The sequence below is a fragment of the Pectinatus sottacetonis genome (assembly GCF_015732155.1).
In the GTDB taxonomy this organism is placed as follows: domain Bacteria; phylum Bacillota; class Negativicutes; order Selenomonadales; family Selenomonadaceae; genus Pectinatus; species Pectinatus sottacetonis.
Genome location: NZ_WIQK01000001.1, coordinates 106,300 through 129,304, shown reverse-complemented (window position 1 = coordinate 129,304; position 23,005 = coordinate 106,300). Strand labels below are relative to the sequence as shown.

At 32.3% G+C, this 23,005-nt stretch carries 23 protein-coding genes, 1 tRNA gene and 4 pseudogenes; 20 read left to right on the top strand and 8 right to left on the bottom strand.

The window, feature by feature from the left end; genetic code table 11:
- Positions 1-5: 5 nt before the first annotated feature.
- The 13 genes and pseudogenes from I6760_RS00540 to I6760_RS12990 all read left to right on the top strand — a co-directional run.
- Complete coding sequence (locus I6760_RS00540; RefSeq protein WP_196592587.1) at positions 6-1,454, top strand: glycosyltransferase family 2 protein; 1,449 nt, start codon at positions 6-8, stop codon at positions 1,452-1,454.
- 23 nt (positions 1,455-1,477) lie between these two features.
- A complete protein-coding gene (locus I6760_RS00535) occupies positions 1,478-2,593 on the top strand; it encodes a major capsid protein (RefSeq protein WP_196592586.1) in 1,116 nt (371 codons plus the stop codon).
- A 170-nt stretch (positions 2,594-2,763) separates the two neighbouring features.
- Positions 2,764-4,155, top strand: coding sequence for a glycosyltransferase (locus I6760_RS00530; RefSeq protein WP_196592585.1), 1,392 nt, complete (start codon positions 2,764-2,766; stop codon positions 4,153-4,155).
- Between the two features lie 109 nt (positions 4,156-4,264).
- Complete coding sequence (locus I6760_RS00525; protein WP_196592584.1) at positions 4,265-6,637, top strand: CatB-related O-acetyltransferase; 2,373 nt, start codon at positions 4,265-4,267, stop codon at positions 6,635-6,637.
- 37 nt (positions 6,638-6,674) lie between these two features.
- The gene (locus tag I6760_RS00520) at positions 6,675-7,088 is read left to right on the top strand and encodes a sugar 3,4-ketoisomerase (protein ID WP_196592583.1); all 414 of its coding nucleotides are present in this window, start codon (positions 6,675-6,677) and stop codon (positions 7,086-7,088) included.
- Positions 7,078-8,175, top strand: a complete 1,098-nt coding sequence (locus tag I6760_RS00515) for a DegT/DnrJ/EryC1/StrS family aminotransferase (protein ID WP_196592582.1) — start codon at positions 7,078-7,080, stop codon at positions 8,173-8,175. The genes I6760_RS00520 and I6760_RS00515 overlap by 11 nt, the downstream gene beginning before the upstream one ends.
- Before the next feature lie 79 nt (positions 8,176-8,254).
- The gene (locus I6760_RS00510; RefSeq protein WP_196592581.1) at positions 8,255-8,821 is read left to right on the top strand and encodes an N-acetyltransferase; all 567 of its coding nucleotides are present in this window, start codon (positions 8,255-8,257) and stop codon (positions 8,819-8,821) included.
- 35 nt (positions 8,822-8,856) lie between these two features.
- Positions 8,857-9,072 carry a hypothetical protein gene (locus I6760_RS00505; protein ID WP_196592580.1) on the top strand — a complete coding sequence of 72 codons (216 nt, stop codon included), beginning with the start codon at positions 8,857-8,859 and terminating at the stop codon, positions 9,070-9,072.
- Between the two features lie 21 nt (positions 9,073-9,093).
- Positions 9,094-9,840, top strand: a complete 747-nt coding sequence (locus I6760_RS00500) for an SDR family NAD(P)-dependent oxidoreductase (RefSeq protein ID WP_196592579.1) — start codon at positions 9,094-9,096, stop codon at positions 9,838-9,840.
- Positions 9,841-9,859: 19 nt separating this feature from the next.
- Entirely contained in the window at positions 9,860-10,852 is a 993-nt protein-coding gene (locus I6760_RS00495) for a 3-oxoacyl-ACP synthase III family protein (protein ID WP_196592578.1), read from the top strand.
- A 136-nt stretch (positions 10,853-10,988) separates the two neighbouring features.
- Positions 10,989-11,294: a transposase gene (locus tag I6760_RS00490; protein WP_196592577.1), complete on the top strand. Its 306-nt coding sequence runs from the start codon at positions 10,989-10,991 to the stop codon at positions 11,292-11,294.
- Positions 11,285-11,962 (top strand): IS3 family transposase, encoded by a 678-nt coding sequence (locus I6760_RS00485; protein WP_196592576.1) that lies wholly within the window; start codon positions 11,285-11,287, stop codon positions 11,960-11,962. The genes I6760_RS00490 and I6760_RS00485 overlap by 10 nt, the downstream gene beginning before the upstream one ends.
- 12 nt (positions 11,963-11,974) lie before the next feature.
- Positions 11,975-12,145: pseudogene (locus I6760_RS12990) on the top strand (integrase core domain-containing protein); the annotation flags it as partial.
- On the opposite strand, the gene tnpC reads toward I6760_RS12990, so the two are convergent.
- The 3 genes and pseudogenes from tnpC to tnpB all read right to left on the bottom strand — a co-directional run.
- Positions 12,099-13,301 carry an IS66 family transposase gene (tnpC, locus tag I6760_RS00475; RefSeq protein WP_196592575.1) on the bottom strand — a complete coding sequence of 401 codons (1,203 nt, stop codon included), beginning with the start codon at positions 13,299-13,301 and terminating at the stop codon, positions 12,099-12,101. The pseudogene I6760_RS12990 and the gene tnpC overlap by 47 nt on opposite strands.
- Before the next feature lie 120 nt (positions 13,302-13,421).
- Positions 13,422-14,804, bottom strand: coding sequence for a group II intron reverse transcriptase/maturase (gene ltrA, locus I6760_RS00470; protein WP_231036020.1), 1,383 nt, complete (start codon positions 14,802-14,804; stop codon positions 13,422-13,424).
- A gap of 456 nt (positions 14,805-15,260) precedes the next feature.
- Positions 15,261-15,530: pseudogene (gene tnpB / locus I6760_RS00465) on the bottom strand (IS66 family insertion sequence element accessory protein TnpB); the annotation flags it as partial.
- A gap of 96 nt (positions 15,531-15,626) precedes the next feature.
- On the opposite strand from tnpB, the gene I6760_RS00460 reads away from it, so the two are divergent.
- The gene (locus I6760_RS00460; RefSeq protein ID WP_196592573.1) at positions 15,627-15,776 is read left to right on the top strand and encodes a transposase family protein; all 150 of its coding nucleotides are present in this window, start codon (positions 15,627-15,629) and stop codon (positions 15,774-15,776) included.
- A gap of 18 nt (positions 15,777-15,794) precedes the next feature.
- Positions 15,795-16,730, top strand: a pseudogene (locus I6760_RS00455) (ISAs1 family transposase); the annotation flags it as partial.
- A gap of 15 nt (positions 16,731-16,745) precedes the next feature.
- Here I6760_RS00455 and I6760_RS12795 read toward each other — a convergent pair.
- From I6760_RS12795 to I6760_RS00445, 4 genes and pseudogenes are all read right to left on the bottom strand, one after another.
- On the bottom strand, positions 16,746-16,868 hold the full coding sequence (locus I6760_RS12795) for a hypothetical protein (protein WP_269140266.1): 123 nt from the start codon (positions 16,866-16,868) through the stop codon (positions 16,746-16,748).
- Positions 16,858-17,079: pseudogene (locus I6760_RS12985) on the bottom strand (hypothetical protein); the annotation flags it as partial. The pseudogene I6760_RS12985 and the gene I6760_RS12795, both read right to left, overlap by 11 nt.
- Before the next feature lie 638 nt (positions 17,080-17,717).
- Positions 17,718-18,083 (bottom strand): hypothetical protein, encoded by a 366-nt coding sequence (locus I6760_RS00450; protein ID WP_196592572.1) that lies wholly within the window; start codon positions 18,081-18,083, stop codon positions 17,718-17,720.
- On the bottom strand, positions 18,080-18,634 hold the full coding sequence (locus I6760_RS00445; protein ID WP_196592571.1) for a replication/maintenance protein RepL: 555 nt from the start codon (positions 18,632-18,634) through the stop codon (positions 18,080-18,082). The genes I6760_RS00450 and I6760_RS00445 overlap by 4 nt, the downstream gene beginning before the upstream one ends.
- A gap of 754 nt (positions 18,635-19,388) precedes the next feature.
- Between I6760_RS00445 and I6760_RS00440 the strand changes: the two genes are divergently transcribed.
- The 3 genes from I6760_RS00440 (at position 19,389) to I6760_RS00430 (ending at position 21,623) form a co-directional block, all read left to right on the top strand.
- Positions 19,389-19,826 carry a universal stress protein gene (locus I6760_RS00440; protein ID WP_196592570.1) on the top strand — a complete coding sequence of 146 codons (438 nt, stop codon included), beginning with the start codon at positions 19,389-19,391 and terminating at the stop codon, positions 19,824-19,826.
- Between the two features lie 537 nt (positions 19,827-20,363).
- Complete coding sequence (gene scpB, locus I6760_RS00435) at positions 20,364-21,143, top strand: methylmalonyl-CoA decarboxylase (protein WP_196592569.1); 780 nt, start codon at positions 20,364-20,366, stop codon at positions 21,141-21,143.
- 321 nt (positions 21,144-21,464) lie between these two features.
- Positions 21,465-21,623: a hypothetical protein gene (locus tag I6760_RS00430; RefSeq protein WP_196592568.1), complete on the top strand. Its 159-nt coding sequence runs from the start codon at positions 21,465-21,467 to the stop codon at positions 21,621-21,623.
- 349 nt (positions 21,624-21,972) lie between these two features.
- Here the strand turns inward: I6760_RS00430 and I6760_RS00425 are convergent.
- Positions 21,973-22,047, bottom strand: a tRNA-Arg gene (locus I6760_RS00425).
- A gap of 201 nt (positions 22,048-22,248) precedes the next feature.
- Here I6760_RS00425 and I6760_RS00420 point away from each other — a divergent pair.
- Together I6760_RS00420 and I6760_RS00415 are read left to right on the top strand one after the other, a co-directional pair.
- A complete protein-coding gene (locus I6760_RS00420) occupies positions 22,249-22,497 on the top strand; it encodes a hypothetical protein (RefSeq protein WP_196592567.1) in 249 nt (82 codons plus the stop codon).
- A 162-nt stretch (positions 22,498-22,659) separates the two neighbouring features.
- A complete protein-coding gene (locus tag I6760_RS00415; protein WP_196592566.1) occupies positions 22,660-22,857 on the top strand; it encodes a hypothetical protein in 198 nt (65 codons plus the stop codon).
- Positions 22,858-23,005 lie beyond the last annotated feature (148 nt).

The window sequence follows — 23,005 nt, the reverse complement described above, 5'->3', positions numbered from 1 at the left end:
ATTTTATGAAGATAAGTGCCTGCGTGATTGTAAAAAATGAAGCAGTAAACATACAAACGTGGTTGTGTTGTATGAAAAAAATAGCTGATGAACTTATAGTAGTAGATACAGGATCAGCTGACGATACTAAACAAATGAGCAGCAGAGCTGGAGCCAAAGTATATGATTTCATCTGGCAGGATGATTTTGCTGCTGCTAAGAATTATGCCATAAGTAAAGCTAAGGGTGATTGGGTTTTGTTTTTTGACGCCGATGAGTATTTTTCTGAAACTGTAGCAAAACAGCTGCAACAACAGCTGCTTATTTTCCTTCATAATGATGATATAGAAGCTTTCTTATGCAAACTAGTTAATATAGACAAGGATAAAAACAATAAATTTCTCAGTAGTTTTTATCAATTGCGTATTTTTAAAAATAAGCCAGGTATTGCATATGAAGGAGCAATTCACGAAGAATTGAAAAATAAGGGCAGAAGTCTGCGTTTAGCAGCACTGCCTGCCGAAATATATGCTTATCACACGGGGTATTCGGCTTCAGTGAATGCGACAAAATTGGAACGCAATTTAATTATTTTACAACAGCAGATAAACCGGCATGGTGAAGATAAGAAACTCTATCCATATTTAGCAACATGTTATTTTGGCTTGAAACAGTATGAAAAAACTATTTATTATCTGCAAGAATTTATTAATAGCGGGATAAACATGCTGGGAGCAGAGGTATATGTTTTTATACAGTACATTGATGCACTTGAATTAGCAGGCTGCTCCCATAACGAAGTAGAGAAGGTGTTGGCAGAAGGTTTAAAAAGATTTCCTAAATCACCAGATTTGAATTATAAGAAGGGGATTATGCTATTCAGCGAGAATAAATTTAGTAATGCTGAAAAATATTTGCATAAGGCACTGCTGCTTTATGCTGATACAGAACAACTGACTGCTTCAAAAATGGATAATTATTTATTTATGTTATATGGCATTTTAGCGCAAATCAATGCATTAAAGAAGGATAATATGGCAGCAGTAAAATATTATGTCATGTCTCTGCAGAAAAACCATTATTCAAAGTTTTTCGGAGATTTTTGTCGTTTAATAAGGTGTTATCCAGTTTTGGCAAGAATAAAATTATTAGATAAAATATATAATCACAGCGGTGAGGATTTACAATTTTTATTACAATATTTCAAGAGTTTCGGTGATAGAAAATTAATTCAGCACTATGAAAAATTTCTGCCAAATAAAAAAATAATTATAGATAAAAATTTACGACTTTTTTTAGATGGACAATATAAAGAGTTAACGGAACTAACAGCTAATACACTCGATAGTACTTATAGAATAATATTATCAGCTATATTGCAAGGTAACGGTAAAACTTTGTCGGAAGAAATAAAGCTTATTTTGCCAAGTAATTACCAAAAAGTCTTTTTTACTATTCGTAGTAAATTAATATAAATGTTTATATAAGGTGGGTACACATGGGAAAGAGTAAAAAGCGTATTATGAAAAATTTACAAGGGAGATCAGGCATGAGTAATGTAAATAATTTGTCGTATAATGATTTAAAAATTGATAAGATAGTTTCTGAACATGATGTTGATAAATGCCGTATTGAAATAAAAAAACTGTTAGAAGAAAAAAAATATAATGCAGCTATGGAAAAAATAATCAGTTTGTTTAATGCTGGGCATACAGACTATGATTTAATGCTTGACCTTGCAGAGATATATTATGTAAATCGTGACTATCAAAGAGCGGAAAAATGGGCCTATAATTCAATAAAAATACAAGAAACAGGTAAAGCTTATGTGCTCCTGGCTAAAATATATTCAGATAATAATGCTACAGAAAAGATGGCAGGTGCATTAAATGCAGCACTGAAACTGCAAAAAGACATTTCCGATGAAGATAATGAACTTATAGGTGATATGACTTTGGTAGTTGAATTGTCTTATGATGCAGATATAATATCGCAAAAATATCCATATATCGCCAAGAAGATGGAAAAAGATGAAGCAGATATAGATGATGTGGATGCGTTTACAGAAGATAATGACAACAATTTCCAGCAGGATAATTTTAATGATAATTCTGCTGATAAAGATGAAATTATAGATGATACTGAAACTATGATGAATTCGGGGTCACTGCAGTCAGCACAAATGGCAGCTGATTCCATTGAACAAATGATAAATGATGAATTGGCAGGAAGTTCTGAAACCGCACCGGAAAAACCAGGGGGATTTGAGGAACACAAGATAGCCCAAAATACCACTAGTAATGATGCTCCCACTATAAATAATAAGACTGATATAGAAGCTATACGTGATAATATATTACAGGAAAACACATCACTTGTCGAAAAATTAAAAAAACTTAATGCAGCAGCAGCAAATTGCTATTTTGATAATAATTTACCAGCGTCACAAATGCTCCTCGAAACAGCATTTTCTATAGATGAATATGATGAAGGAACGTTGCGTAATTTAGTGCAATTATCATTACGGCAGAATGATAAAGAAAAAGCTTTTGACTATGCTATAAAAATGCCAACTGTTGATTTTATGCTATTAGATAAAATAAAGAATGAATAACCTTATGTGGGTTATTCATTCTTTATCAACTAATTATATTAAAAATTAATTAGTTTGTGCTTTTATATGTAAATAAGTAGTTGTGAGATTTTTTATTTGTTATTTAAATTAATTAAACAAGTTACATTATATTGTTTGTTAAAATTTTTGCTAAAATGGAGATATTATTAATGCTTCGAAAAACAAGTATAATATTATTAACACATAACCAGTTGGAATATACAAAACTTTGTGTTAAAAGCATAAGAAGACACACTAATGCTTTAAAATATGAAATTATTGTTGTTGATAATGCATCTACTGATCAAACAACTGAATGGCTTCGTAAACAAAAAGATATTAAATGTATTTTCAACTCTGAAAATAAGGGGTTTTCTGCTGGTTGTAATCAGGGAATAAGAAAATCTAATGGAACGGAAATATTATTGCTTAATAATGATACTATAGTTATGCCTAATTGGCTTAGAAATTTGAGAATAGCTTTATATAGCTCAGATAAAATAGGGGCAGTTGGTCCTGTAAGTAATAGTTGTTCAAATCTGCAAGCTATAAATGTTAATTATGAAAGTGATAACTTTTTTAAAATGCTTGAATTTGGGAAAAATTACAATCAAATTAGTAATTCCCAAAAGTGGCAAGAAAAAGTCAAACTTATAGGATTTTGCATGTTGATAAAAAAGTCTGTGGTGGATAAGGTTGGATTTTTAGATGAACAATTTTTCCCAGGAAATTTTGAAGATGACGATTATTCATTGCGAATTATAAAAGCTGGATATGATTTATTACAATGCAATGATACGTTTATTCATCATTTTGGTGGGGTTTCATTTAAGGGATATAATCAAAAATACGCGAATATTATTATTGAAAATCACAGTAAGTTTTTCAATAAATGGGGGATAGATTCTATTTCTTCTATAGATAATATAAGTGAATATAACAGCTTGAATTTATGTGCAGGGATGCATATCCTAGAAATAGGTTGTTCTTGTGGAGCTGCATTGCTGGAATTAAAGTCAAAAAATGTTGGTATAAATATATATGGTATAGATAAAAGAAAAACAGCTGTACAAATTGCTAATCATTATTTCCCTGCTATATATGGCGATATTGAAACAATGAATTTATCCTATGGAAAGGAATTTTTTGATTATATCCTTTTGCCGGATTATATAACAAAAGTTAAAAAGCCAGTAAATGTTTTAAAAAAACTTGTACCATATTTAAAAGATAACGGGGAAATTGTTGTTAGTGCCTATAACATCATGCATTATGATAATTTGAGAAAAATATTATCAGGAGATTATTTATATAAATCTGATTTAGTAAGTGATGTTTTTTCGGAAAGTAATATACGCTTTTTAAACTTATATAGTCTAAAAAAAATTATTGAGGATGCTGGGCTGAAAATAGGCCATTGTGAATCAATAGTAAAATTTGATGAAGATATTAATTATGACAATGATTTAGTGAAAACTATTCTAAGTACAAATTTAGTACCAAAGGAAAAGCATTGGGAATTAAAGGTATATAAGTATATTATGCATTTAAAACATAGATAGATATTGTAGAGAAAAGTAGTAAAGAATTAAATAAGTGATTTTAAGGAGCTAAATTATGATTATTCCAGTGAATTTTGCTAATTTTGATATAAAAGTCCGGAAGCTTTATATGGATAAAGAAGAGAGAATAGTTGCATTGACTATGGGACCCGGCTCGTATTTGGTTAATGGTAATTTAGAATATGGGAGTACAGATTGTCATGTACTTATTGGCCGCTATTGCTCATTAGCGCATAGACTTACTTTTGAAATAGGGTTAAATCATGATTATCGTCAAGTAACTACTTATCCATTTATTGATATTATGAAAAAGGATAATTTTAATCATTATAAAAATGCAAATCATTATCAGGTTATCATCGGAAATGATGTCTGGATTGGCTGCAACGTGGTAATATTAGGAGGAACACGTATTGGTAATGGTGCAGTTATAGGAGCAGGGGCAGTAGTATCTGGCAATGTACCACCATATGCTGTTGTAGTAGGAAATCCTGCCAAAGTAATTAAATATCGTTTTGATAAGGATATAATTGATAGGTTACAGAAAATTAAGTGGTGGTATTGGGATATAGAAAAAATTAAAAAGAATCTGGCCTTAATGCAAAATCCAGAAAAATTTGTAAGTAAGTTTTATTGTAATTGCTTAAATGAAGAATTAGAAAATGAAATTATTACAAAATTAAGGAATTTTAAATCGCTAAAGTATAAAATTTATTATTTTATATTAGATTTTGAAAATAGTTATCCTATTTGGAAAAAGATTATAGAGGAATATTTGGGAAAATATTCCTCTATAAACAAAATTATACTTTTATTAGAACTACCAAAAACAAAATATTGTAGGGAAATAGCATATTTACAGAAATGCATAACAAGTAAGGGAAAAAATTCTCCTACAATATTAATATATCAGGGAAATGGAAAAATTACTGATTATATATTACAAAATGTAGATTATTTTATTACAAGTCGTGAAGATATTTCCTCACAATGTGTAGATTATAGTGTGAATTATAATTTTGATGTTATATCTGGACTAGAAAATGATGTATTTGCGATGGATAACATAATTAATAATAATGAATTAATAGCTTCAAATACAATGAATTCAAATAAAAATTTAGCTCAAAAAATTGATATGGCAATTATAAATGAAAAAAGAAAAATTGAAAATAATTTTTTAGAAAATCAATTAGAAAATGGATTATTAAAAATACGTAATATGGGTTCAATATTATATGAATATAATCAAAGATATACAGATAATGACTTAGAAAATGAATTACAAAAAATAGAAAAAATATTATCGGACAAGACTTTATACAAAAATATAGATGATAAGCGGGTACTTTTTTATGATGGGTTTGGGCTTGATAGCAGAGGGCTGGCTCAAATTTATTTACAGGCACTTGGCTTGGCAGGATACAAAATATTTTATATTGTAATAAATAAGGGAAGAGAAAATATTCCAACTTTAAAAAAAATATTACATTGCTATAATGCAAAAATTTTATATTTACCAGCTAATAATATAATAAATACATATAAAATATTATGTAAATACATATATTTATTTAAACCGCGAATTGGTTTCCTTTATACTACACCATATGATATTTCTGCAATTATGGCATTTATGCATTTTAAAAATATGATGAAACGTTATCTAATAAATTTGACAGATCATGCTTTTTGGTTAGGAAAAAATAGTTTTGATTATTGTTTAGAATTTAGAGATTATGGTGCGTCTTTATCATTTAAATATAGAAAAATTTTGGCAAATAAACTTATTAAACAACCATATTATCCCATTTTTAATAAAAGGCTTAAATTTGATGGATTTCCATTTGAAAAAGAAAATAAAGATTTTGTTATTTTTTCAGGTGGTTTTTTGTATAAGACAATGGATAAAAATAACACCTACTATCAAATTATTGATTATTGTTTAAAAGCTTTTTCGCATACCAAATTTTGGTATGCAGGGTATGGAGATGATTCCCAATTAAAAATATTAATGGCAAGATATCCTGGTCGTGTTTTTCATACAAATGAAAGAAAGGATTTATTCCAAGTTTTACAAAATATTGACATGTATATAAATACATATCCTTTTTTGGGTGGACTTATGACTCAATATAGTGCTATTGCTGGTAAAGCGCCAATTACTTTAGGAAGTGGTAAATCCTTAGAAGGATTACTTTTCAATTCAGAAAAGTTAAAAATTGAATTTATTAAGATAGAAGAAATTAAAGAAGAAATAATAAAATATATTAGTGATGAAGATTATCGATATAAAAAAGATTATCAAATGAAAAATACAGTTATTGATTCAAAGATATTTACTGAAAATTTAGTACAAATTATAGAGTGTAATAAATCTAAATTTCCTATTCATATATACGATATAGATACATCACAGGATAAAAAAATTTATTATGAACAATTTTTAAAAAAATTCGGTAGTGATATTTTTAATAGCTAAATATTTTATTATTTGTCCCGATGGAGGAATATTGTAGGTGAAAATTATTAGCATAAAAACTGTAAAACATGAAATTTTAGGTAGTTTATCCTTTTTTGAAGGAGAAAGGGATATTCCTTTTTCTATTAAACGTGTTTATTATATTTATGGAGTGCCTAAAGAAGGACAAAGAGGTGGACATGCGCATAAAAATTTGCAACAAATGCTTTTTTGTCCTTATGGTAGTATAGAAATAGTATTAGATGATGGAAATAATAAAAAAAGCATAATGCTTGATTCGCCAGAAAAAGGATTGTTAATAGGAAATGGTATATGGCGTGATATGATATGGCACAAAAATGAGTCGGTTCTTTGTGTGGTTGCTTCCGCTTATTATAATGAACATGATTATATACGAGATCATAAAATATTCAAAAAAATGGTAGAAGAAGGATATTGGGATGAAAATTGATTTAGCAGTGTTAAATCGTCAGTTTGAACTATATCAAAAAGAATATGAATCGGCAGCAATTAAAGTGCTACGTTCAGGATGGTATATACTCGGACCTGAATTAGAACAATTTGAAAATGAATTTAAAACTTATATAGGGTGTGAATATAGCGTTGGGTTAAATTCGGGATTAGATGCATTAACATTGGCAGTAAAGGCATTAGGAATAAAAGCAGGAGATGAAGTGATTGTTCCAGCCAATACATATATAGCCACAGTATTGAGTATTACAGAAAATGGGGCAACGCCAATTTTTGTTGAGCCAGACATATATTATAATATAGATGCAGAAAATATAGAACGGGTAATTACAGCAAAAACAAAAGCAATAATGACTGTGCATCTTTATGGGCAGGCAGCTCAAATGGATAAAATAACACAAATTGCAAATAAATATAACTTGTATTTACTCGAAGATTGCGCCCAGTCGCATGGGGCACATTTTGATAAAAAAATGACAGGATCTTTTGGCGATATAGGATGCTTTAGTTTTTATCCAACTAAAAATCTAGGTGCATTTGGTGATTCTGGGGCAATTGTTACTGATAATGAAAAACTTTATAAAAGAATAAAAATGATGCGTAATTATGGGAGCCGAATAAAATATCATAATGAACTTGAAGGTGTTAATTCTCGTCTAGATGAAGTTCAAGCAGCACTTTTGCGCGTTAAATTAGAACACATAAAGGAACTGGAAAGTGAACGTAAAAAGATTGCCAATATATATTTAGAAGAAATACGAAATGATAATATAAAATTACCAATGACAAGAAGTAAGTCAGAACATGTATATCATCAGTTTGTCATAAGAACAGAAAAACGTGATAAATTTAAGTGTTTTCTAGAAGATAAAGGAATAAAAACAGTTATTCATTATCCTATACCGCCGCATTTATCGGAGTGTTATAGGTACCTTGGACATAAGAAGGGTGAGTATCCTATAGCAGAAAATTATGCAGATACAGTATTGAGTTTACCAATTTTTAATGGAATGACAGATAATGAGATTACTTATATTATTGATACTATCAATGGTTATAAAGGGTAGGTATGAGTCGATTAAGATTATTTGTGTCACCGTTATTATTGATGTTGATTCAGACAGTAAATAATCAAGAGGAGCTATTATGGAAAAAAGTATATACATCGAAGGGAAATATGCTATTTTAGATGAAATTTCCCCCAAATATTTTAAATATGTAATTAAATGGCGTAATGATAAAGTTTTGAATAAATTTTTAAATCAGCCTTTTGATCTTACATTAGAAAGTGAATTAGAATGGTATAAAAAATATGTTAAAGATGATACCCAGGGATTTATGATTATGATAGACAAGGAAAGTAATATTCCCTTTGGGACAATCGGCTGGACGGATTTGGACAAAATACATAAAAAATGTATATTGGGAAGACTTATCTTAGGCAATCCATTATTTAAAGGAACAATGGCTTTTTTGGAAAGTTTTATATTAATAGGAGATTATTTATATAAAAAAGTTGATAATATGTATATTCATGTTGGGATAAGAAATAAAAAAGCACTACACATAAATAAAACAATGGGCTTTATTTATAATATATCTGAGTGTCAATATCCGCATGAATTACTGGTAAATGGGAATAAACAAAGGGAACTTTATCGTACAAAAGATATGTATAATAAAACTAAAAAAGACTTAGAAATATTATTTTAAAAACAATATGTACAATAATCAAAGGAGAATATCACATGGGAGAAAAACAATTTATAGATAAAATGGTTGAATTACTGGATTGTGAAGAAAAAATAGAAATGGATACAGAGTTAAATAATATAGAAGAATGGGATTCATTAAGTTTTGTAAGTTTTTTAGCAATGGCAGACGCATCATATGGTAAAAAGATTTTACCTGAGAAGATACGTGAAGCTAAAAAAATATCTGATTTATATGCATTAGTGAAATAAAATTAATACATGGAGAAATATATGGATTCAGTGGAGTTTAACTTTACAGGAAATCACTATATAGTGACAGGCGCATCATCTGGAATGGGGCGTCAGGTTACACTAGAATTAGTAAAAGCTGGTGCAGTTATATTAGCTGTTGCAAGAAAAAAAGAAAACCTGTTAAGCTTAAAAGAAGAAGCGCCTGAACAAATTCATATTGCAACAGTGGATGTCTGTGATAATATAGCATTAGAAAATAAGATAAGAGAATTTGTCGATAAATATGGTAAATTAAATGGGAGCGTACATGCAGCAGGAATAAGCGAAATTACTCCATTACGCGCATATAATAAAGATATAGCTCATAAGATTATGCAGACAAGTTTTTGGGCTGGAATAGACCTAATTCAACTTGTTACAAAAAGTAAATATTCAGAAAAAGGGACGTCAAATGTTATTTTTTCATCAGTATGTGCACTTTCTAGTGAAAAAGGAATGTTTGCCTATACTGCAGCAAAAGCAGCAATAAATAGTAGTATAAAATCTATTGCCAAGGAAATTTGTGGTAAAGGGCACAGACTTAATAGCATAGTACCAGGATGGGTAAAAACACCAATGACCGAAAGAGCTGAGAATTTAACAAATACAAAAGATCTTTTTGATAGATATTTATTAGGAACAGGAGAAGTAAAAGATATTAGTGGCACAGTACTTTTTCTTTTAAGTAACAGAGCAAAATGGATTACGGGAAGTAATATTGTAGTCGATGGAGGATATTTAGCGTAAAAATTTTAAGGAGGAAAACTTGAAAGCATATATTACAAAAATAACATATTCATTACCTGAAACAGTAGAAATTAATGAAATAAACCGTTTGACCAAAAAAACGGGAATATATAGAAGGCATATTTGTAATAGTAGGGAAATAGCATCTGACTTAGCCATAAAAGCGGCAAATAAATTATTCGACAAAGGAATAGATAAAACTAAAATTGATTTCATAATTCTTTGTACACAATCACCTGATTATATCTTACCAACTACAGCTTGTATTTTGCAGGATAAGCTTGGATTAAATAAAAACAGCGGTGCTTTTGATTTTAACTTAGGTTGTTCAGGCTTTGTCTATGGATTAGGAATAGCAAAAGGTCTTATTGAATCAGGACAAGCAGGATATATTTTATTAATAACAGCAGAAACATATAGTAAATATATAAATTCACGAGATAATGCAGTGAAACCGCTTTTTGGCGATGGGGCAACAGCTTGTTTAATTGAAAGCAGAAAAGAAGAAGAGTCTGGGATATTAGGAAACGTTTTTGGGACAGATGGGAGTGGTGCAGGAAAGCTAATTGTTCCAGTAGGTGCAATGCAAGAACGCTTTGGAGTTCCTGAAAAAGAAACCACAGATAAATATGGAAACATACGGACAAATTATAATTTGTATATGGATGGGGCAGCTATTAGTCAGTTTGCCTTAGAAGTTGTTCCCAAAACCATGAAAACCATTTTAAAAAAGATGAATTTAAGTAAAACTGAAATAGATTATTTTGTATTCCACCAGGCCAATAAATTTATTTTGGAGTTTTTGCAGCAAAAATGCGAATTATTAAACTGTCATTTTTGGAATGATGCTAGTGAATATGGAAATACTGTATCTAGTTCAATACCAATAGCATTAACTGATTTAGTACAAAAAGAACCAGTAGAAAAATTAGAAAAAGTTATGCTTATAGGCTTCGGAGTAGGTTTATCCTGGGCTGGTTGTATTGTTAATTTAAAATTATTAAGGAATTAAAGGAATATTTGCTGTGTTGCTATAAATCAAGGAGGAGGCAGGAGCATTATAATGGTCTCATAAATTAAGACATTTTCTGAACACGTTTATAATGAACCTGATATACTGTAGATAACACTCGAAAGAAGGTTCATTTATGTCTCGGAAAAGAAGAAATTTCACAGCAAAATTCAAATCGGATCTTGTTCTTGAACTGCTCAAGGGTGAGAAAGATCTCAACTCGGTAGCTACCGAAAATAGCATACAGCCAAATCTTTTGCGAAACTGGAAAAAGGAATTTCTTGATAAAGCCTCTGTTGTATTCGATGATTCCCGTGAGGAGAATATCAGAGAAAAGCTTGATGAGGAACGCAAAGAGAAAGAAGAATATGCGAAAAAGGTTGGCCAGCTCACCATGCAGGTGGACTGGTTGAAAAAAATCTACAGAACTCCTTGGACCTGACTACGAAAGTAAATTTAGTCCGAAACCTTTTGACGACTAAGGAACTTCCAGCTCAAAAAGGCGCTGAATTACTTGAAGTAAATCGTACTAGCATTTATTACAAAGGAACGCCAGTTTCAGAAGAAGAGCTTGCATGTAAGGCCATTATAGACCGTATTCATACGGATAATCCCGCTTGGGGCGCACGTCAAATATCATCTCAACTTAAAAACCTCGGTTATTTAGTAGGGCGCAGGAAAGCACGCCGATATATGACGGAAATGGGAATTGACGCGATATATCCGAAGATGAATCTTTCAAAGCGCATGCAGCAGGCAAAGGTATGTCCTTACTTACTACGTAATGCCGTAATATCTCGGCCAAATCAAGCCTGGTCAATAGACATCACCTATATTCCCATCAAGCGAGGATTCCTTTATTTGACTGCTGTCATCGATTGGTATAGCCGATGTATTGTTGGCTGGGAGGTAGATGATACATTGGATACAAGAATGGTCATTCATGCACTTGGAAAAGCTTTTAGAGTTGCCAAGCCACTAATTTTAAATTCAGATCAGGGGTGTCAATTCACCAGCAATGAATATATTGAATTTCTCAAAGGGAATAACATCCGTCAAAGCATGGATGGAAAGAGCCGATGGGCTGACAATATTATGATTGAACGTTGATTTCGAAGTTTCAAGTATGAAGAAGCTTATCTGACCCAATATGCCAACCTAAAAGAGGCGCGTCAAGCAATTAAGAAGTATATCTATACCTACAATTTTAAACGGCATCATTCAGCAATTGATTATCAGGTGCCAGCTACGCTGTACTATCCAGCAATGCTGATAGACTATGCCACGGCTTAAGGTTCATTATAAAATCTTTAGATTTCTGTCTTGACAAGTGAGCCATTATATTTTGCCTGTTTTGTATGGGTTCTTTTATTAATAGTTTTTCTATGGCAAACAGTTTATTTATTTGTTTTATGCTTTCTTGTGCTATTGTCCCGGAAAGTTCATCAGTGTCAGAAGGTATTGCTTCAACGAAGTATCTTCTGGCATGGGCCCAGCACAGACAATGTTTTATGTTTTCTACTTTTTCATAGCCAATATAGGCATCGGTGTGCAAATACCCGTTATATCCTTGGAGAAAGTTTTGGGCATAATCGCCTTTTCTTCCTGGCTGGTATTCGAATATCCGGATGTTATGTATTGGGTCATATTTACCGCTGCTATACAGCCACATATAGGATTTTGCTGTGTTTTTACGGTTTTTTTCGCCCATTATTTGTACTGGTGTTTCGTCTGCATGAATAACTTTTTCTTGTAAAAGATATTCATGCATTTTTTTTATTATGGGCAGCAGCCACTCTTGTGCTGCTAAAACTATCCAGTTGGCAAGCGTTGCTCTGTTTAGTTTTATGCCTAATTGCTGCCATTGTTTTTCCTGACGGTAAAGCGGTACTGCATATTCATATTTTTGCTGCATGGTATGAGCTATTGCTGACGGTGTGGCTATACTATGTGGTATTACGGATGCTGGTATTTGTGGTTTTTCTATACTGAAGTGTTCATTTTTTCGGCAAGTGCGGCATTCAAATGTCTCCCGGTAAAGGTCTATTACTTTTACTTTAGCTGGGATATATTCTAATTCGCTGCGGATAAATTCTTCACCCATGGAGACAAGGTTACTTTGGCAGCGGTTACAAATTCTTTTATCTTCGGGTAGTGTTATAATTTTCTTTTCATGTGGCAGGTTTTCCAGCAGTTCTTTTTTCTGCCCGGAATATTTTTTGCGTTTATGTTCTTTTATTATCTGTATTTCTGGTTCGGGGGCAGTTTTCTTTGTTTGCTGTTCTGCTTCGTCAAACAGGCTTAATTGATCTTCACAAATAACAGCTGTTTTTTCTGTTTTACGGCCAAATACATGTTTGCGTAGATAAGCAACCTGTTCTTTAAGACGCAGGTTTTCTTCTTCTAATGTTGTTATGCGTTTTTTCATTGAAGCTTCCAGCTGTGTCATAAATAACCGTCCTTTAATAAAAAGATGTTTACAGTAATCGAGTAGGAGGTCACTCATTAATTGAATGACCGACCTCTCACACCACCGTACTTACTGTTCAGTATACGGCGGTTCAATAATTTAACGTGAATGAAACATCTCATATTTCTTGGCTATATTCATATAACCAAGCGACTCAAGATATTTATCTGTTAGTGTTTTGCCTAATATTGGACTGTTTGCGATGCGCCAGTACCCCAGTCTTGTATTGGCATACTCCCACGCCTTGCCTTTGTACAATCCTAATCGATTCAGATTTTTAAATCTCGCGGAAATTTTCTTCCACTGTTTCCACAGATACATTCTCAATCTACGCCTAATCCACTGGTTTAAATCTTGTATTCTGCTGCGCATATCGCTTATGGAAAAGTAATTAAGCCAGCCTATTGTATAATTTTTTAATTCAAGCAAGATGCTTTCTATTGACCGGCCGCGACTGCGGCCGGTTATTTCTTTCACCTTTTGCTTGAATTTCCGGATTACATTTTGGTGTGGCCTGATTCCTATTTTCCCTACTACTTTGTGCAGAGAAAATCCTAAAAACTTTTCCCGCAATGGGCTGCCTATTTTACTTTTCTTCCGGTTGACTTTTAGTTTCAGTTTTCCTTCAAGATAGTTTATACAGCTCTCCATTACACGTTTTGCCGCTCTTGGCGTTTTTACATAGATGTTACAGTCATCGGCGTATCTTACAAATTTATGTCCCCTGCTTTCTAGCAGTTTGTCAAATTTTGTAAGATAGATGTTAGACAGTAATGGTGACAGGTTTCCTCCCTGCGGCGTTCCTGCCATTGTCGGGCTTATTATTCCGCCTTCCATTACTCCGCTCTTTAAATATTTTCGGATGAGTGCTATTGCGCGCTCATCCTGTATTTCTTCTCGGAGCATGTTTATGAGCATGTCATGATTTACCGTGTCAAAGTACTGTGCAAGGTCAAGGTCCACTATTTTAGTGTATCCTTCTTTATAATAGGCTTCCGCCTGTTTTATGGCCAGGTGCGCACTCTTTCCCGGTCTGAATCCATAACTGTTGTCTGAGAATGTCTGTTCGAAAATTGGCTGTAGTACCTGCATTATTGCTTGTTGTATTACTCTGTCCAGTACTGTTGGTATGCCAAGCTTTCTTTTCCCTCCGTCTGGCTTAGGTATTTCTACCCGCCGTACCGGCTGTGGTTTATATTTCCCGTTCTTTAGCGATTCAAGGAATTCTTCCTTATGTTCTTTTAACCATCCGTACATTTCGTCAACTTTCATGCCATCTACTCCGGCTGCGCCTTTCTTTCGCTTTACCCTGAGATAGGCTTCATTGAGATTTGCCGGACTTAGGATTATTTCTAACAGGTTCACACGGTTCTTTGTTGCAGTTCCCAGCGATGTCATGCTCTGCGCTCCCTTGCTACTATCTGTTTCCAACATACCCTTACAAGGGCAGTCCATTTTATTGGTTTTCTGCTTTCTTTGCATGACTTCTCCTCCCTCTGCCCAAGAACGCTATTATTGTTCGGTCCTTCCTGGATTTCTTCCAGTACTATGACCTCAGCTGACTTCTCACGATAAATCTTATTTCAACCATGTTTCAATTTTATTTCTGCATGTCCGCGAGACCTCCCCGGGTAAGAACGCAGTCTTTCTCTCCATCCATCTGCCACATTTACAGGATTGGCCTCGAATAGTTTTGGGCTTTGGTTTGTCTAGCAACCTTACCCGGTTACTCCTGCCTTATATGTGATTTCTGTTCGTCAGACCAGAGATTTGCCGCTGGCTTCCTTTAGATTCCACCTCGCGATGGACACCCTTGCCTTAAGCTATGTGCTTGGCACTATTAACCTGCACTCGGGACTTTCACCCGTTAGACTGCGCCCATGCCGGGCACACTAGCAGAAAGACCGGTAAATTCATAGCAATTTATGAATTTACCGGTCATATACAATTTTTAGCGGTTATTTTCTTTACAGCTTTAGGCTGGTTTATGCATAAACCTTCCAGCAGCCAGCGTAATTGCTGCCGGCTTAAATCCAGTACTTCTTCAGGTGTATCCGGCCACTGGAATTTGCCATTTTCCAGCCGTTTATATAAAAGGACAAAACCGTCACCTTCAAATAATAATGCTTTAAGCCGGTCGTGTTTCCTGCTGCTGAATAAAAACAAACTCTTGTCAAACGGACCCATCTTGAATTTTTGCTGTACTAAACAGCAAACACGTTCGTTTCATAAACCGGAAAATAAATATTAACAAAAAAAGGAAATAAATGATATAATCCAAAGTAAAAAAGTATAGGTGAAAAAATGGATTATATCAAAGAAAAATTTGCAATAATAGAAGATAACAAACATTCAAGCTATGTAGAACATAGTTTAACAGATATACTTACTATAATAATGTGTGCCGTATTGTGTGGATTAGATGAACTGGCAGATATAACAACTTATGCATAAAGCAATGCAAAATTTTTAAAAAAGAAATTTAATATCACTAAAATCCCTTCTAAAGCTACTTTCAGCCGTATATTAAATATTATGGACGCAGATAAAGTAGCCAGTGTAATTATTGAAATAATGCATGATGCAGCATACTGTGACTTGGGCGATGTTATCGCTGTAGACGGGAAGGCAATCCGTAGTACCTCTAAAAAAGGTACACCGCATTCAGCACTGCAAATATTAACTGTATATTTAACACAAAGCGGCGTCGTTTTAGGGCAAAAATCTATACATGAAAAGACAAACGAGATTCCTGTATTCCAGCAGCTATTGGATAATCTAAACATTAAGGACAAGACAGTAACGGCTGATGCGATGCATTGTCAAAAAGAAACCTGCAAGAAAATTATAGCCAAGCATGGCAATTACGTTTTTGGGCTTAAGGAAAACCAAAAGACATTGCACGATGATGTTAAATTTTTCTTTGATGAAGAATTCGATAGCAAAACATTAGATTCTTATACGACAGTTGAAAAAAATGGAGGAAGAATTGAGAAACGCATCTGCAAAAAATGTTCAGATATTAAATGGCTGAATGGATATAAAGAATGGGCAGGACTGAGTTCAATATTTGCAGTTAAGCGTATTACAACAACGAACCGTGAAACCAGTGATGAAACTGGTTATTATATAACAAGTAAGGATACAGATGCCAAAGAGCTTTTACATATTTGCCGTGAACATTGGAAAATTGAAAGCATGCATTGGCTGTTAGATGTAACCTTTTCGGAAGATGAGTGTTCTATTATATCTGAAAATGGGCAAAAAACTTTAAACAGCCTTAGAAAATTGGCATTACTGCTACATAAAAGATATTTAGCTAAGCAGCTTAAAAAATGTAGCATTAAAGCTAATCTGCTAAAATGTCTTATGAATAGCCAACTGTTATGTGAGGTAGCTGACTTATAGACTAACATTTCTTATTTAAGAACAATTATCTTGTTTATGAAACGAACGTGAACAGCAAAGACCATCTATTGACTTTGGCATATCCGTATGACCACAGGCTATATAAATATGTTCTACTGAAGATATGTCACCGAGCATATTTCTGTTCCATTTTTATAAATAACGCCAGTGTTTCTTCCAAATATTGAGAATTTATATTATCCTGTGTTTCCAAACAAAAATTACCATAACGAATGGTGATTTTTGTTGGAACAGCTGCTGATTTTAATGAGGCGGAAATATTAATAGGAACAATAGTACCTGCTAAAGACTTACCTGCTTCATTACGGATTATTTTCTGCCAATAATAATAACTTTTTACGTTTAAACCATACTTTTCACAAAAAGATTTTACTGTAAGATTGCTGCCTGCCCGCTCGCTCTTTCAAATACTTCCGCCATTGCTGTAAACGATATTGTCTTGTTAATTCTTTAGTACTTATGAGAAAATCCCCCTTTAGACTTTTTCGAGTTTTTCGACCTTCTCTGAAAACTCTAAAGAAATTATCTCATGTTTGAGGTATGTTTTATAGCCACTGTTTTATTTTGCGGTTACAAATAGTGTATAGAAAATGCCGCTAATCCTGTATTGTAATTACAAGGGTTAGCGGCATTCATATATGTTAAGGTTACTGGCTACAGTTGTTTTTTATTTCGTGACTCCATGGCAGATAATTTTCTATCAGCTCAGGATTCTAAATAATTTGCTGGTTAGGCATGTTTTTTTCATATATATTCAAGATATTATATGTATCTATTTTATTTGTCTTGCAGGTTTTTATTATGCTGTATACAGCGGCGCTTGCTTTGGCTCCTTTGGGCTAACCGAAAAAACAGCCAGTTTCCTGCAAAGTTATTCCTAAGAAAATTATCTCATATTTGAGGAATATTTTATAGCCACTGCCTTATTTTGTGGTTACTATGAAACGACTAGGTAGAAAGATATAATTATAGAAATCCTGAATCAGATCCATCTAAAATTATTGGCCAATCTTCTTTATCAATTTTTTCATTGCTATATAAAAATGCTATTATGGCATGATGAATTTGATTTTTATCTAAGCTTATACTAACTCTTGTACAAATATTATTTATAATTTCATTGGCGTGGTTTAAAATTCTGGTAAAAGTTTCCTCATCTACATTGTATTCAGAAGAATCAAGAATTTGGGCATTAAAGGTAATGTTATTTACATCATATTTTTGTTTAATAAACCAAACGCCTGTAATATTTTCAATTATAAAAGTTACTTTATTTTGTGAGGCGAGTGATATGCTTGTAGTTATTTTTGATCCGTTATCGTAAAATATCATTTATTTTTACTCCTTTTTTCTAGTTCTGTATTATTTTCTTTCAGTATATATTCATTTACTAATGCTAATCTATTACCATTATAAATGTAAGTTGGATTTATAAAATATACGCCTGATATTAGTGTTTCAGCGATAAAATTCTTTTTTAATAAATCTTTTAGGCCACGATAAAAAGTAGCTCTACTACAGGTTGCTTGTTGTTCATCTTCTAGCATGTCATAATTAAGCAGTATAGTATCTTTAGTATATTGCTTATTTAGAATAATAATGTTATAAATAATAGAAAATGTTTTCATACCGGCACTTGATAAACCTGTAAGTGTTCTTATTCCTAATGAATATATTTTTAAAAAGTGAGTTTTATCAACTTCGACTTTCGTATAAAATCCAGTCATTTCTTTTATTTCTTCAGTATCAGAAGTAACGACAAGTCTAGTATCACTTTGTTCTCCTGTGCCAGTTATTGTCCTATTACCTTGTATGCTTTGAAGTGTAGTTTCTTTCAGAAAAGGATTTTCTTTGTACTTTGTTACATTAGTACGTCTCGCCATATTTCAAAACCTCCTTTGCTAGAATATACAGCATATTAGATAGATGGTTTATATGTATCTAAAGCACCTTTAAAATGATATTAGAAGTGTCACTGGAATTGACAATATGATATATATATAACTTTACCACATACATATTGGGGAATCAATAAAAATAACATTTATAATATCATTTTTCGCGTTGTGTTAGTTGATAAAATAATTTAAAGTGCGATAGTAGAGACTGCTTAATATATTTTTTACAACGAGATTTTCGGCTATTATTGTTTATAAATAACAAAATTTCCTACCGGCTTTATCCTAATAGTTATAGAATTGCAATTATTCTCTAAAAATTGAGAGATGTAATATCTTATTTAACAGTAGGAGGTGCATTGTTGGCGATATAAAGCAATATATAAAAACCAAAATTTTAAGTAAAGGAATATGAAATAGATGAAGAACACTGATTCAAATATTAACAAACAAAAGATTTAAATCTACGAGAATGGAATTGCCTTGAATGAGGAACACACAATAATAAAGATAAAAACGCAGCTATAAATATACTCCAAGAAGGAGAAAAATTTTTTTTCTCGAAATATATAATATATATAAAGATGTTAATCGTTTAGAAGAGAATTCATAAAAATGGCATTTTGCCAGCAATATTCGTTCGTATTCTAGAATTTTCTGCCTTTAGGCATGAGGGAGTATGTCAATAATATACTTATTTCATGGTAAAATGGAAACAATAATTAAAAGGAGAGATAATATGGATACCAAAAATTTTTTAGTGGCGGTCGACGGTTCTGAAAACTCAATGATTGCGTTGCAGCAGGCAATAGAAATTGCTGAGAAATTTAAAGCTAAGCTGTATGTAATTTATGTAAAGAATCGTAATGTCCCAGTTGTCGATTCATATCTGTTAGAAGAACTTATTGAATCAAATAATCGTTATTCTAAAGCGATACTTGACAATGCAGTAAAAAAAGTACCGGATAGTGTAGATGTTGAAGGTATTATGGAGATAGGTGATCCAGCAGACCAAATACTAAAGTTAGTAAAAGAAAAGTCTATTGACATGGTTATTATTGGGTCGCGTGGTTTAGGAACAATAGAGGGAAAAATTTTTGGCAGCGTAAGTCAAAAAGTCATTCAAGATGCAAAATGCTGTGTGTTGGTATGTAAAAAAGAAAGTAAGCTGTTTTAAAAAAGAGCTTGGGCAGGCATCATTGATTGCCTGATAGTAAGATGTCTGCCTATAAAAAGATAAATTTATGATATGAAAAGGTTTTGCTTTGTAATAAATACTTTTATGTATGATAATCATAGATAAAACAATGTGTAGAATTATTTACTAAGCTTGTATGACATTGAATTAAGTAGCTTTACAAATATTTCTATTACATTTATGAATAATATAGATGTTTTATTTTAATGTGAAAGTTTATAAAATACTTTTGTTATTTACACTAATTCGCATTAATATTTTTTATATAGGGGATTTTTAGGTAGCAATTTTTTTAGGAAAAATAAGCAATGTATTTAGTGCAATAGCTTCAGTCGTTAAACTCATAAAGCATGATGTTTTTGTATGTTTTTTTGGTGTATACTATATACACTTAATAAAAAATGATTTTTATTGAGTGGAAGTAAAAACATATTGGCATAATTAACCAATTATGTAAATGGGATGTTACAAATAGAGAAAATGTAACACTTATAAACTAATTTGGAGGCTGAAACTATGGCATTAGTACAAAAAGAAGTTCGGGATAATGTGGGGATTATTACTTTGGATAATCCTAAAAAGCTGAATGCTCTCAGCAGAGAAATGGTAGATGATATAATTAGTGCATTTGATGATTTTGAAGCGCAGAGGATACCAGTTATTATTTTGAAAGCATCTGAAGGAATGAAAGTCTGGTCCGCAGGACATGATGTAAAAGAACTGCCGCGTAAGATGAGAGATCCGTTAAGTTATTATGATTCTTTGGAAAGACTGTTAAGGACTGTAGAAAAATATTTTGGACCTGTAATAGCGGTTGTTCATGGCAGTGTTTGGGGTGGAGCTTGTGATTTGACTATGACCTGTGATATGGTTGTGGCTGATGATACGGCAAGTTTTGCAATGACTCCTGTAAAAATGGGAGTACCATATAATCTTACTGGTATTCTTCATTTTATGAATAGATTGCCAATTAATATTGCTAAGGAAATGTTTTTTACAGCATCGCCACTGCCTGCTAAAAAAGCAGCAGAAATTGGTATTATAAACCATCTGGTACCGGAAGAAGATCTTTTGAAGGTTGCGATGGATATAGCTAAAACAGTGATGTCACGTTCTCAGTTGTCTGTGGAAGTTATCAAGGAACAGTTTCGTATTTTGTCTAAAGCTTTCCCAATTAATCCAGCTGATTTTGAACGTGTTCAGGGATTGCGGCGTAAAGTATATGATAGCCATGATTATGAAGAAGCTATTACAGCCTTTTTGGAAAAAAGACCACCATGTTTTAATGGTAAATAATATAACTGCTTAATTAAATAATATGTAGCAAAAATGCCACTAATCTTGTATAGTAATTATAAGATTAGTGGCATTATATAGTTTCGTTCATATTATAAAAATTATATGGATTACTATTAGGTAAAAAATGAAAAAGCCGTCCGTATAGGGGTAGTAGCTTACATATACATATCGTCAGGGAAGATACATATTAGTCAAGAAGAAATTTATATGAGGTCTTTTGAATACGAATATAATATTAAAAGTAACTTTCTTTAAATACTTTTAATTAACATAATAAAAAAGCCACCCATATTGGTCGGTACGAAAAAAGGTATTACTATGAATCAAAAAGATAATCAAAAACTTAAAACTTCTACAACTGGACATATTATAAAAACTAGTAAAAATAATTCTGTTCTAGCACAAAAAATTAAGAAAGCATCCAAGAAAATTTTAAAAAAGAATTATAAACTTTATAAAGACCTTGAAAATAAATGAGTGATATTAACGAAACTATTCAATTTATACTAGATGATGTAATTTCCCTCCATGATGAAATGGAACAGGTATTTGTCATATTTGCTGACGGTATTGCTGATGAATTTGATAAAGAACGTCTTGCTGAAACAAAAAAAGAGCTGCTTTCCATCCGCAGTACAATTGCAGAATTAGAAAGCAGCTATATTCCTCCGCTCAGCAAAGAGCAGATTATAAAATACATTGATCAATACCGTAATGATATTTATAGTAACGACCCCGAAGTATTAAAAAATCTTATAAATCATTTCATTGAAAAAATCACTGTAACCACTGATAACATAACGATTCGTTACCGATTGTGTTTTGATGGTGCGCCCGGTGGGAGTCGAACCCACGCACCTGGCTCCGGAGGCTAGTGCTCTATCCACTGAGCTACGGGCGCATAACATAAGAAACAGCTAATATTATAACATAATCATAAAGAAAATACTATATTTATTTAGATAAATAAATATAGTATTTTAGCAATTGTAGATAAAAAGTCGATAAAAAGTTACAAATATGTCACAATTTGTAAAGCTGGTTTTGGTAATATAATTACGTAAATAGAATTAATAATTATTTTTGAAAGAGAGTTGTTAATATGCTGAAATTTACAAGAAAGAAAATGGCCGTATTTATGGTATCCGCATTTATGGCACTTAGTGTATCTGGGACTGCAGTTGTATCAGCACATCCATATGATGCTGATGCTCCGGCAATACATCATAATGATCAAGCACCGCATCCACCGGTTCATCATAATGAACATCATCGTCATCATCACTGGGTTGATGGACATTGGTCCCATGGTCATTGGATTGAAGGACATTGGGAACGTAATCACAGGTAATAATAATGAGTCTTTTAATTGGTTCTGATGAACCCTCTCTATTTTTTGTATTAAAGACTAGAGAGGGCTGTTTTATTGGGAAAACAATAAAAGGATTACTATTTAAATAATGATTTTTTTATCAATTAGTGTTAAAATAATAAAGAAGAAAGGGGATATTTAATGAATCAAAAAGATGAAAAAAGCATCGGAGAAATTTTGGCACAGTTAAAAAGAAATGGCTTTAGAAGGGAAGATTGTCCTATTTGTCATTGTCAATATATACTGGCTGCCAAAACGGATAAGTATTTAAAACTTACCTGTAGAGAATGTGGATATACACAGCTATTCAACATTAGGCTGCTATTTAACCATGAATAGTAAATAAGATGGAACACCCTGAAGGGTGCTTTTTTTATACTTTTTTTAGATATCTAATTATAGTGGAATTAATTGTACTGTAAATATCTATGATATATATTCATTGTATTTTATATTAAAAGTAACGATACAATAGTCATTTTAAAGT